The organism is Sorangium aterium (assembly GCF_028368935.1).
Lineage (GTDB): Bacteria > Myxococcota_A > Polyangia > Polyangiales > Polyangiaceae > Sorangium > Sorangium atrum.
In genome coordinates, this window is record NZ_JAQNDK010000001.1 from 1,610,474 (window position 1) to 1,623,077 (window position 12,604).

Genomic DNA, 12,604 nt, shown 5'->3' on the forward strand with positions numbered 1-12,604 from the left:
GCCGGGCGCTACCTTCGCTGCCAGGGGTCGATGATCTCGCGCGACCGGCGCGGGCTCCGGCGCGGGGCCGACGGAGCCCGCGGGGCCTTTCGCTCGGCGGACGCAGCCGGCTCCGCCGTGGCCGCGGGCAGCGCGGCGTCCGCGGCTGGCGCGACCTCGGCCGCGGGCAGGCGCACCACCACCGCGGTCGATGCGCGGACCACCTCCAGAGCCGGCGCAGGCGCAGCTGCGCTCACGCTCTCGGGCTCGATCGGCGCGATCACGTGGTAGGGCGCGGCGTCCTCCTCGCCGACGGGCCGCAGCGCCGTCACCGCGACCGTCCCGCTGATCGCGGACAGCGCGCCGCACGCCACGAGCCAGCGGAGCGTCGCGCTCGCGTGAGGCCTGCGATCCGCGCGCACCTCACCGGCCGATGCCGCCGTCAGCGTGCCGTGCTGGGACGGCTCGGCCAGCGGGACGAGCGCGTCCTGCCGCGGGCCCTGGTCCCCGGACCGGGAGAGGGGGGCGAGCTCCCCTGGGGCCTCCAGCTCGCCGGTGCCGCCCGGTGACAGCCCGAGCAGCGTCCCCGTGCGCGACGTCACGGGCGCCGGCTGCGGCGCCGAGGGCACGGGCAGCGGGATGCTCGGATCGCCCGCTGCGGCGACGAAGGCGTGCACCATCTCCTGCGCCGACTGGAACCGCTGGGCCCTGTCGCGCGAGAGCGCGCGAACGAAGAAGCCGTCGAGATCGGCCGGCACGTCGGGCGCGAGGTGCGTCGCGAGCGGGATCGGCTCGACGAGGATCCGCGACAGCACCGCGCCGAGCACGTCGCCCTCGAACGGGAGCTTGCCCGTGACCGCGCGGAAGAGGATGACCCCGAGCGACCACAGGTCGCTGCGCGCGTCGAGGTTCCTGTCGCCGCGCGCCTGCTCCGGGCTCATGTAGAACGGCGAGCCCAGGAGCTCGCCGGTCCTCGTCGTCTCGTCGGTGAGGAGCTTGCCGGTGAGCTGCTTGGCGATGCCGAAGTCGAGGACCTTGACGATCTCCTCGTCCTCGTCGACGCGCGAGAGGAACAGGTTGCCGGGCTTGAGATCGCGGTGGACGAGACCGGACTCGTGCGCGCGGCGCAGCGCCTTGCCGGTCTGGATCGCGATGCGCGCCGCCTCGGCGAGGGAGACGCGGCGGACCCGCCTGAGGCGACGGCTGAGATCCTCGCCCCGGAGCAGCTCCATGACGAGGTACGGGACGGTCCCCCAGATCCCGTAGTCCTGCACGCTCACCACGTGCGGGCTGTCGAGGTTCGCCGCGGTCCGCGCCTCGCGGTAGAAGCGCGCGCGGAACTCCGGCGAGGCCGCGTGCTCCGGATCCATGAACTTGATCGCCGCCGGCGCCCCCAGCTGGAGGTGCCGGGCCAGCCACACCGAGCCCATCCCGCCCCGCGAGAGCGGCCCCTCCAGGCGGTATTTATCGCCGACGATCGTTCCCGGCTCGACGTCCATCGCCGACTCCTCCCGCCACGGCGAGGTAGATGGCGTCTGTCTAGACGTTCGGGCGAGCGGCGTCCACGCCATCAGGCGAGCGCTGCCGTACGCCAGCGGCGCCACCCCAGATGGCCTTTGTCCTTTCAGGAGCCGCCTGAGCGCGCCTGCTCAGAGCACCTTAGTCCTGGCAGTCGACATGACGGCGGACGACGCCGCCCGGGACCGGCTGCGTGAACGCCCCCGAGATGATGGGCGGATTCCACTTCGCCTCCTTGTACTGAAAGATCACGTCGTCCTCGGTGTTGGGCACCCGCATGCGGATCGATCGGGGGATCTCGGCCAGGCAGGCGCCGCCGCTCGGCGGGATAGGATCGTCGATCCCCTCCGGATCGACGCGCGGCGGCGCGGTGCGGATGGCCTCGTGATGGCTCAGCTCCACCTGATAGAGGTCTGTCCCGCGCTGCGCGACCCGGACCTCGCGGACGCGCAGGCGCTGCTGGCTCCACGGCGCGAGAAAGTCGCGGGGGTGCGGCTCGAGGTGGATCTCCTCCACCGCGTCGCGGGAGCCCTGGATCAGCACACGGTAGAACCCGTCGCCGTCCCAGGCGATCGAGGCGCCGTGCGGCTCGTGAGCGAGCACCGGCGCCTCGCCGCGGAGCAGCGAGACGAGGGCGTGCCCGGGGATGGGCACCTGGGTGAGCCGCGCCAGGTTGCACGTGCTCGCGGGCCCATGCAGGAACTGCTTCTCCCGGACATCCAGCATCTGGAACTGGGTGCCATTCGACGTGAGCGTGAAGAGCGTCGCGCCGAACGGGCTCACCACGTCGAAGCGCACCCGATCCGGATTGACCGCGAGGATGTACATGTCCCCGCGGAGCCGCCCCTGGCGCGAGAAATGGTCGACCTTGGCGGTGCCCTGGACGCCGTTCACGCAGGCATAGGAGGCCTTCATCCGGTCGAGCGCCGCGTCGGCGCTCGGGAACCGGGACGCGGGCGGATCCACGGAGGCACAGCCGGTCACGAGCACGGCGAGGGGCGCGGCCCACACGATCGCGCGATGGCGCATGGGCGCGGACGCTGGCAAGGATCGCCGAGCCCGTCAACCGCGGAAGCGGCGCCGAGCCCGTCAACCGCGGAAGCGGCGCCGAGCCCATCCACCGCCGGAGCGGCGCGAGGGGCGTGGCCGGGGAGGAGGGGTGTCGACGGGGGGCCGAGGGCCCAGGAGACGACGACGGAAGGGCCGCGCGTCCGGCCCGGAGCGAGCCCCCGGCCGGACGCGCGCGAGCAGGATCAGGACGCCCGGAGCGCCTCGAGCAGATCGACGTCGGGGATCGCGACCGGGAGGCGGGCGCGGAGCACGGCGACGTCGTTGTCCTCGCAGAGGCGAGCCACCGCGAGCCCGTCGAAGAGGGAGATGGGCGCGGTCCCCACGATCGCGGCCTCCTCGCGCGCACCGGAGAGCATCTGACCGGCGGTCAGGATCCAGCCGGCGGTGGCGGGGCCGTAGTGGTGGAGCGAGCCGCGCAGCTCGGTGACCCGCTCGCGGCCGACCTCGCGGCCGTCCCGCCGGATGACCAGCGCGAGCTTGATCTCGTCACCCGCCGTGCGGAGCGCGCCGGAGAAGTGGCTCTCGCCGCCCGGCGCCCCGGCGCGGCGCACCGCGCGCAGCTGGCCGATGCCGATGCGCTCGAGGGCGAGGACACAGATCTCGACGAAGGCATGGCCCGGGAGCTCGGAGAGCTTGCGCACGAAGGCGCGCCGCGCGGCATCGCGGTAACGCTCCACCGCGGCGAGCGCCTCCTGCTCCAGCCGCGCGAGGTCGCCCGGCAGCAGCCAGTCCGTCAGCGCGATCCTGCCGCCGGCGAAGCGGAAGCGAGGCCGCTGCCCGGCGGCGGTGCGGCGCGCGTTGTCGGCGCGCACGGCGGCCGCGACCTGGGACTGCACGAGCTGCACGTCGCCGGCGAGGCGGCCGCGGCGCTGCGCCGTCTCCGCGATCTGCCGGAGCGAGACCGCGCCCGCGTTTCGATCGAAGGTCGAGAGGATGCCGGCGACCGCATCGGCGAGATCACGGCCGGCCAGGTCGTCGAGCGCGTGCCCTTCGCCGCCGGTGAGCTCGATGACCTGCGGGCCGCGGTAGACGGGCTCGGCGCCGAAGCTGTCGGGGCGGTCCGCTCGGTCGATGCGCTCGGCCCGATCGGTGCGCTCGACCCGATCGGTGCGCTCGGTCCGGTCGGTGCGCTCGGCCCGATCGGTGCGCTCGCCTCGCTCGGGGCGATCGAAGCGCTCGGTCCGGTCGGAGCGCGGCGGCTCGCGGCCGTTCTCGCGCCGCGCCTCGAACACCGGCGTCGCGACGTAGGAAGGCAGCCCGCCGGTGCTCGGGTTGGCCTCCGCGGTCCCGCGGCCGCGGCGGCGCCGGCGGCGGCGGCGGCGGCCCTCGCCCTGCTCGCCCGACGAGCCGGGCGCCGCGCGGTCCTCGCCGCCGAGGATCGGCTGATCGTCGTCGTCCTCTTCGTCGAAGAGCTCCGCGGCGCCGGCCACGGCCTCGGCCCGCATCGCCTCGTCCGGGCCCGGCGGCTCCGCGTCGTCGAGCTCGCCCTCTTCCTCGTCGACGTAGGCGCTCGCGGCGCGCGGGGACGACGGCGTCGGCGACGGCACGGGCTCGCGCGCTGCCGCGATGTCCACGCCGTTCAGCCCGGCCGCGCTCGTCGCGCCGGCCACGACGTCCTCGTCGTCCTCGTCCTCATCGTCGATCGCAGGCGCGGCCTGCGCCGCCTCGCTTGCGGCTCCGCCCTCGACCTCGACCGCTCCGCTCTCCGCCTCGAGCTCCGCGGGAGCGCCAAGTTCGCTCTCTTCCGCCGCGTCGTCGGCGCCCGCATCGAACAGGGTCGGCTGCTCCTCGTCCTTGCGCGCCTTGGCCGCCTCGGGCTTGCCGCCGCGCTTCGCCTTCTTGCCGTCGAGCCCGGACTTGATGGTCTTCTCGTCCCACTCGCGCAGCGCGAACACGCCCGGCTTCACGCGCACCAGGGGGTTGTCCGCCGTGTCCTTCTTCAACGTCGCCGCCAGGCGGGCGCCCATCGTCACCTCTGGGCTCTTTCCAACGTGGCTAAGGAGGTTCTTCTCGATCGCGATATCGGTGATCTCTTTATAGTGAAGCGGTCTACCGATGAGGCGAAGCACCTCGGCGGCTGCATCCGTGAACGTCATCTTTGTTCGCCCTTCGGGCGCGCCGCCCGGCGGGCGCCCTCGTCGTCCCCATCGCGGCCGCCCCGTCCAAAGTGGCTGACGAAGCGCGCGGGATACCCCACCGCAGCCGGGAAACGCACATTCGCTCCCACTCGGCCACGACGCGCGGAACGGCGTGCTCGTAGCATGCTCGGAAACGGCGGTCAACGGGCCGCGCGATCCGGCTCAGGAGAAGCCGCTGACCGACCTCTAGGGCGCGGAACCGGGGGGCGGGCGGCGCGAGGCCCGGATCGACCGCGCGCCGCGCCGAGGGGAGCGCGCGGCGGCCGGCGACGGCAGCCTGAATGAACGCGCGGCCACGGCGCGTGGGCTCCTGGATGAGCATCGATATGGCTCGTGAGTGGATGTCGGCCAGTCCGGAGCACGGGAGAAGGCAAAGGAAGAAGATGAGTTGATGCGTTGCTCTGTCGAGGCGTGGAGTGCGTCGATATATCCTGGAGTCCAGGAGTCGAAGTCTCTCGCTCAACTCACCGCGTCGCCGCACGACCGCGCCACCACCGCGCGACCGAGGAGCGCTATGCGATGACGGAGGATGCGATTGGCCGCTGCGCGCCGGACCGACCGGGCATCACCGCAGTTCACCACCCGTAATCATGCGTGATCATGCGTGATCATGCGTAACCGCGCGCACCCACGCGTAACCGCGTGTAACCGCGTGTAACCGCGTGTAACCGGGCGTGGAAAGGCGCTCCAGGACGGCGCGCCGCGGTCGTCACGCGGTCGTCACGGCCGCGGCTCGCCCGGCCACGGGTGGCGCGGCGCGGCGCGGGCAACAGCGCTTTTGCGCTTTGCCATCTGCCGGACAGGAGGGCTACGCTAGGTGGGTGGAGCTTTCGCGGCTGCTCGACGAGCTCACCCTGGCGGCGGACAAGGTCGGCATCGCCGTCAGGATGGAAGCGTTCGATCCGCACCTGTCGGACGCGCGCAATCCGCGGGGCGGGCTCTGCACGGTGCTCGGCCGGCGGATCATCCTGGTCGACGCCAACGCGTCGCTGCCGGATCGCATCGCGACGGTCGCGGGCGCGCTCGCGCGCGTCGACCTGGAGTCCGTGTTCCTGCCGCCGATCGTGCGCGCGACCATCGGCGCTCACGCCCGCGGCGCGCGGCCCCGGGCGGCCGCGCCGGGCGAGCCAGCGCGGCTGCCGGCGCGCCCCGCGCGGGGCGGGAAGGCCCCGAAGCTGCTCCCGCTCGCCCGCACCAAGTGGCGTGACGCCTGAACGACTGTCCCGGCGGGGCGCGGGCAGCGCGCGCTACGAGGCGAGAGTCCGCTCGACCTCGGCGTAGAGCGCCGCGATCGCCGCGTCGAGCTGCGCCACGTCGGTCCCGCCGGCCTGCGCCATGTCCGGGCGGCCGCCGCCGGAGCCGCCCACGATGCGGGCGATCGGCTTGATGAGCTCGCCGGCCTTGAGCCGCTCGGTCGCCGACTTCGAGAGCATCACGGCGAGCTGCGCCTTGTCGCCCACGACCGCGCCGAGCAGCACCGCCGAGCGATCGCCGAGCTTGTCGCGCAGCTTCTCCGCGAGATCGCGCAGCGCGCCGGGGTTGGTGCCGTCCGGCACCCGGCGCGCGAGCACCTTGATCCCGCCGATCTCCCGGGCGCCGTCCAGCATCGCGTCGATGCCGCCGCCGCCGCCCTGCGCGGGGCCCGCCCCCTCCAGGATCCGCCGCTCGAGCTCGGTGACCTTCTTCTCGAGCTCCCGCTCGTGCGCCACGATCTTCCCGATCTTCTCGGCGAGATCGCCGCCCTGCGCCTTCGCGACCTGGCGCGCCCGGGCGAGCTCGGCCTCGACGCCCCGCGTGTACGCGAGCGCGTTCAGCCCCGTCGACGCGAGGATCCGCCGCACGCCCGCGGCCACGCCGCCCTCGCTCGTGATCTTGAACAGCCCGATGTCCCCCAGCGCGCACGCGTGCGTGCCGCCGCAGAGCTCCACCACCTCGGGCGTCATCGTGAGCATCCGCACCGTGTCGCCGTACTTCTCCTCGAAGATCGCCATCGCGCCCCGCCGCCGCGCCTCGTCCATCGGCAGGATCTCGGTCGTCACCTTCGCGTTCGTCAGGACCTTCTCGTTCACCAGATCCTCGATCCGCGAGATCTCCTCGCGGGTGAGGGGCCGGTTCTGCGTGAAGTCGAAGCGGAGGACGTCCGGGCCGACCCGCGAGCCCTTCTGCTGCGCGTGCTCGCCGAGCACCTTGCGCAGCGCCCAGTGCAGGACGTGCGTGGCCGAGTGGTTGCGCCGCGTCGCCGACCGCGCCGCGTGGTCCACCGCCAGGTGGACGCGCTGCCCCACGGCGATCGCCCCCTCGCTGACCACGCCCTCGTGAACGACCAGCCCGGCGAGCGGCTTCTGCGTGTCCTTCACCTCGACGCGCGCCCCGTCCGCCGTCACCTCGCCGACGTCGCCCACCTGGCCGCCCGACTCGGCGTAGAACGGCGTCTCGCGCACGACGATCTCGACCGTCGCCCCGGCCTCCGCGCGCTCGACGAGCGCGCGGACCTTGCGCGCCCGGTCGCCTTCGCCCTGGACCTCAACCCGGACGATCGCGACGATCTCGCTGTCGCCCTCCTCGTGCTCGTAGCCCGTGAACACCACCGGCTGCGCGAGCTTGGCGCGGGCCTCGCGGTGCGCCGGGTCCACCGCGGCGGTCGGATCGATCGGGCCGTCCGCCTCGCCGGCGCCCTTGATGATCGCCTCGGCCCCCTGGACGTCGACGCCGAAGTTCGACTCGGCGCAGATGACCTGGGTCAGATCGAGCGGGAAGCCATAGGTGGTGTAGAGATCGGCCGCGGCGGCGGACGGGAGCGTCCGCTCGCCGGACGAGCGCATCTCGTCGAAGCGCTCATCGAGGATCTTCATCCCGCGCTTCAGCGTGGAGCGGAAGCGGACCTCCTCGTCCTCGGTGACGCGGGCGATGAGCTCTCGCCGGTCGCGGAGCTCGGGGTACGTCTCGCCCATCCGCCGGACCACCTCGAGCGCGACCTCGTGCAGGAACGGCCGATCGATCCCGAGCCGGTGCCCGTGGCGGATCGCGCGGCGCATCACCCGGCGGAGCACGTACTCGCGCCGCTGCCGCTCGGGCATCACCCCCTCGGCGATCAGGAACGCGGCTGTCCGTGCGTGATCCGCGATGACCCGCATCGACACGTCGTCGTCGGCGCTGCCCCCCGTGTACGGCTTGCCGCTGAGCTCGGCCGCCTTGTCGACGAGCCCGCGGAGCAGGTCCGTGTCGTAGTTCGAGGTCACGCCCTGGAGCACGCTCGCGAGCCGCTCCAGGCCCATGCCCGTGTCGATGCTCGGCGCCGGCAGCGGCACGAGCGGGCCGTCCTTCTCGACGCGCTCGTACTGCATGAACACGTTGTTCCAGATCTCGGTCCAGCCCGTGCCGTCGATGCGCGGCTCCTCGCCGAAGCGCGCGACGTCGGGCTCCTTCCCGTGGAAGAAGTGGATCTCCGAGCAGGGGCCGCACGGGCCGACGTCGCCCATCGTCCAGAAGTTGTCGGCCAGGCCGAGCCGGAGGATCCGGTCGTCGCCGAAGCCCGTGACCTTGCGCCAGATCGCCGCGGCTTCATCGTCGGCCGGGAAGCCCCCCTCGCCGTTGTAGATGGTGACCACGAGCCGCGACGGCGAGATATCGTAGACCTTCGTCAGGAGCTCCCAGGCGAAGGCGATCGCGTCTTCCTTGAAGTAGTCGCCAAAGCTGAAGTTGCCGAGCATCTCGAAGAACGTCTGGTGGCGCGCGGTGACGCCGACGTTCTCGAGATCGTTGTGCTTGCCGCTGATCCGGATGCACTTCTGGCTCGAGGTGGCGCGCTGGTACGGGCGCCTGTCCTTGCCCGTGAAGACGTCCTTGAACTGCACCATGCCCGCGTTCACGAACATCAGCGTCGGATCGTTCTGGGGCACGAGCGGCGCGCTCGGGACGATCTCGTGCCCGCGCTGGGCGAAGAACTCGAGGAATGTGCGGCGGAGCAGGTCGGAGCTGGCAGGCGTTGCGATGGACATAGGAGGACGCGCGGTCTAGCACGACCGGAGAGCGGCTTCCGCCTGCTCGACGCGCGCCCGCGACGCCCGCCGCGGAAGACGCGCGCGCCGGGCCGGTGTGCGCCGGGTCGGGTTGCGAGCCGGCTCGCGCCGGGCACGGTGGCGCGCTGGCTCACGCCGGCGAGGCCGGACCCGCCGGGTCAGCGGCCGGAGGCGACGACGCTGCTGCCCGAGGCGGCCTCGAGGGCGAGCGGAGCCCTCTGGAGCGCGCTCTCGATCGCGCCGGCGACGGCGTCGCTCTGCAGCTGGGCGAGCTCCCTCAGGCCCTGGGCGCGCTTCGCCTCGGCGAGCGCCTGGGCCGAGCCGGTCATCGAGCCCTTCAGCGTCTGGCTCGGCATCTCGCGGATCACGTACTCGACCTTCGCGGCGAAGCCGACCCCCTCCGCCCCATGGCGCTTGCTCAGGTGGATGACCGAGCCGTCCAGCGTGAAGGCCGGCAGCTTGCGGCTCTTGCCTTCAGCGGCCACGTCCGTGCCGTCGGCCACGATCTCGATGTCGGCGAACTGCGCCACGCGGTTGCGCGTCTGCTGCCTCAGCTGCGATCCGAGCTTCGCGTCCTTCACGCCGGAGCGGTTCTCGAACTTGCCGAGGCTGACAAGGAAGCGCGCCTTGGACGACGAGCGCGACAGCTTCTCGATGGCGGCCTCGATCGGGCGCTTGAGGTTCGGGGCAGGCTCGAGGTTGAGCGCCGCCTTGAGCGCCGGGACCGCCGCGGGGTTGCCCATCGCGCCGAGCGCCGCCGCGGCCGACGCGCGCACCGCCGGGTGCGGGTCCCTGAGCGCCTTCTCGAGGGCAGGCCGCGCGCCGGGGCTCTTCGACCTGCTGAGCGACAGCGCCGCCGCGACACGGAGCCGGTAGTCCTTGCCGACCGCGATGTCGCGGAAAGCGGACGTGTCTGCGTCCTGGGCGACGGACAGGGCGGTCGACCCGAGCACCATCGACGCCGCCAAGAACATCGCAATGAAGAGACGACGAACCATCACGTCCCTCCGGAGAACGGCGGCTCGCGCCACCCGTTCTCCTCGGTGAACCACGGAAGTATCGCGACGCGCTGGCGTCCAGACAATCCTATCCTTGGCCAGGACGGTCGCGAGATCAAGGGCTGTTTGGCCCCGGATGGCTCATGCAGGACTCATGACGAGAGCGACGACGTCGCCGTTTCGCGCCGTCTCGCGCCGTTTCGCACGGTTTCGCGCCGTCTCGCACCGATTCGCCGCCCCGAGCGTTCATTTCCAGACACGCGGCGACGCGCGAGGCTGGCTGAGCGCCGGCGGGTCCGGCTCAGAAGAGGATACCGAGATACCAGCGCACCGTCTGTGCGGTCTCGAGATCGATCTTCTGGACCGTGTCTTCACCCCTGAGCTGGCCGAGCCCGCCGAGAGGAAACAGCACGCCGTACTGCACCGCCGTGTAGAAGCCGCCCATCTTGTCGGGGTCGTCGTTGAGCGTCCCGTCCTTGGACTGGAAGTACAGCTGCGCGTTCAGCTCGATGCCGAGATCCCGGGAGTTGCCGGGAGCCTGGAGGAACTCGGAGGCGCGGCTCCAGATGGCCGCGGCGCCGAGGCCGGCGCGCTGGCCGTTCTTGTCGCGGGCGAAGTCCCAGTCGACGCCAGGGCGGAAATAATACGCCCCCTGGACCCGAGAGAGGATGTTCCTGAAGAGGATCTGGTCGACCCGGTAATCGGGGTGGAAGCGGAATGTCGAGTAGGTACGATCGGTCGAGTTCTGGGGATCCATGGCCCCGAGCTGCGTCCCCTGCGGCTTGAGGGCGGGCGCGTCGTCGTCGCCGCTCGCGTACCCGAAGCCGAAGTGGACGCGCAGCCGGCCCTCCATCTCGGTGAGCTCGGCCTGCGTGGCGAGCCCGAACTGCCGGATGCCCCAGCCTGTGTCCTTCGGCGAGAGGACGTTCGCATAATCGCTCTCGTCCTGCCCGCGCAGGTCGAGGGATCCATAGATCATCGCCGCCTCGAGCTCGAAGCGGAACTTCTTGTAAAGGAGCTGGAGCCACACGTCGGGGATGACCATCTCCGCACCCCGATGCACGTACCCCGCCGCGACGTTGTCGGCGCTCTGGCCGAGCGACGCGGACAGCTCGGCGTTCGTGTCGCCGGCGGTGACGTCGTTCGCCAGCGTCTGCTGCCGGTAAGCGAAGTAGACGCCGCCGTTCATGACCATGTTGCCGCGGGCGAGCTCGAGCTTCTGGAGCTCGGGATTCTTGCGGCGGACGGCGACGAACACGTACTGATTGACGTCATCGGACTGGGCGAGGTCGTACGGCTGGCCCTCGAGGTCCTGGAGCGAGGCGCTCGTCGCGCCCTCGTTGGCCCAGTCCCACGCGCCGGCGAAGTAGATGTCGTATTTCTTGATGCCCGTGACGAACATCAGCCGGTCGACGGTCGACTGGTAGTCGGAGTCGTACCCATCACCGCTGTTCGCCACCATACCGAGGCCCCAGTGGTTCGGCATGCGGCCGAAGCGGAGGAGACCGACGGGGGTCATGTACTCTCCCCAGATCCGCTTGACGGAGATCGAGTCTTTCGTCGAGTTGACGCCGGCGCTGGGCGCCCACTGGGTGCTGGAGAAGGCCCCGAGCGGCGAGTAGCCGCCCCGGCGGGCGACCTGGTAGCCGCCGCCCGCCGCCGGCTGGTTCGCGTAGCCCTCCGGGGTCGAGCCGAGCACCACGTTGTCGAGGAGATCGACCTGCGTGAGGATGCGCAGGTTGTCGCTGATGTGCAGCTCGGGGTTGAGCCGGAAACGCATGTTCGCGCCGGCCTGGGTATCGTTCTTGCATGCGTCGAACGAGCGGGTGCCGCCGCTCGTGGTCTCGCTCGGGTTGCAGAGCGAGAGCACGCTCCCCTTGTAGGAGTTGTCGGCCGGCTGCGGCCAGAGCGCGCGATTGCGCGGGTCGATGCGGCCGAGGGCGAAGCTGTTGAAGAGCTCCCAACGGAGCCGGTAGTAGCCGTGGAACTCGAACGTCGGTCGCGCGTGGGACCACCAGTCCTCGGCGTAGACCTCGCTGGGCCGGGCGCCGATCTCGGCCTGGATCGCCTGCCGCTCGGGCTGCTCGGCCGCCGCAGCGGCTGCGGGCCCCTCCGAGGCGGCCGGCGCGACCGGCTGCGGCGCGGAGGGAGCGGCCGTGTCGGCCGGCGGCAGGAGCGGCTCGCGCGCCGCCGGGGGTTCGGGCGTCTCGGCGCCGGCCGGCGCGGCGCCGGGCTGGACCGGCGCGGCGGGCTGGGCCGGCGCGGCGGGCGCTGCACCGGGCTGGGCCGGAGCGGCGGGCTGCGCAGCGGGGGCGCCCGCCTGCCCGGCGGGCGGCTGCGCTGGGGCCGCCGGCGGCTGGGCCGGCCGGCGTGCCGGCTGGGCGGACGCGGAAGACGCGCCCAGCACGAGCGCGAGCGCGAGGCCCGACCGGAGGCGACGGCGAGGGGTGCCAGGGCGGCACGACGTACCCGGAGACCGCGACGAGATGGGCATCTGCTTGGTTTCGTTCGCGCGTTTTCGCCCCGCGCGCAGGAAGAGGTTGAAGATCCGAGCTCTCGGTGGCCCGGAGGCCGGGGGCCGATGTCTCACGCCCGGCCTGTGTGGTCAAGGCACCGCTCGGCCCCGAGCCCTGGAAGCCGGTCACGGATACACACCCGGGACGCACCGAAGCAGGGGCCACCGGCCACCTCAACCTCGGTCGGCTGGCGGGGCCGCCTCAACCTCGGTCGGGGTGGCGGCCACCTCAACCTCGGTCGGCTGGCGGGGCCGCCTCAACCTCGGTCGGGGGTGGCGGCCACCTCAACCTCGGTCGGGGTGGCGAGGCCGCCTCAACCTCGGCCACCTCAACCTCGGTCGGGGTGGCGGCCGCCTCAACCTCGG

At 72.3% G+C, this 12,604-nt stretch carries 7 protein-coding genes; 1 reads left to right on the forward strand and 6 read right to left on the reverse strand.

The genetic code is table 11. The features are described 5' to 3' along the window. Positions 1-8: 8 nt before the first annotated feature. The 3 genes from POL72_RS05920 to POL72_RS05930 form a co-directional block, all read right to left on the reverse strand. Positions 9-1,478, reverse strand: coding sequence for a serine/threonine-protein kinase (locus tag POL72_RS05920; protein WP_272094036.1), 1,470 nt, complete (start codon positions 1,476-1,478; stop codon positions 9-11). 160 nt (positions 1,479-1,638) lie between these two features. Continuing rightward, positions 1,639-2,526, reverse strand: coding sequence for a LolA family protein (locus tag POL72_RS05925; RefSeq protein WP_272094037.1), 888 nt, complete (start codon positions 2,524-2,526; stop codon positions 1,639-1,641). A 224-nt stretch (positions 2,527-2,750) separates the two neighbouring features. Further along, a complete protein-coding gene (locus POL72_RS05930) occupies positions 2,751-4,664 on the reverse strand; it encodes an HTH domain-containing protein (RefSeq protein WP_272094038.1) in 1,914 nt (637 codons plus the stop codon). Positions 4,665-5,527: 863 nt separating this feature from the next. Here POL72_RS05930 and POL72_RS05935 point away from each other — a divergent pair. Beyond that, entirely contained in the window at positions 5,528-5,920 is a 393-nt protein-coding gene (locus POL72_RS05935; RefSeq protein ID WP_272094039.1) for a hypothetical protein, read from the forward strand. A 33-nt stretch (positions 5,921-5,953) separates the two neighbouring features. On the opposite strand, the gene alaS is transcribed toward POL72_RS05935, so the two are convergent. The 3 genes from alaS to POL72_RS05950 all read right to left on the reverse strand — a co-directional run bounded on the left by alaS (position 5,954) and on the right by POL72_RS05950 (position 12,217). Beyond that, complete coding sequence (gene alaS / locus POL72_RS05940; protein ID WP_272094040.1) at positions 5,954-8,704, reverse strand: alanine--tRNA ligase; 2,751 nt, start codon at positions 8,702-8,704, stop codon at positions 5,954-5,956. Positions 8,705-8,883: 179 nt separating this feature from the next. Beyond that, entirely contained in the window at positions 8,884-9,723 is an 840-nt protein-coding gene (locus tag POL72_RS05945) for a HEAT repeat domain-containing protein (RefSeq protein WP_272094041.1), read from the reverse strand. 301 nt (positions 9,724-10,024) lie between these two features. Continuing rightward, a complete protein-coding gene (locus POL72_RS05950) occupies positions 10,025-12,217 on the reverse strand; it encodes a TIGR04551 family protein (protein WP_272094042.1) in 2,193 nt (730 codons plus the stop codon). Between the last annotated feature and the right edge of the window lie 387 nt (positions 12,218-12,604).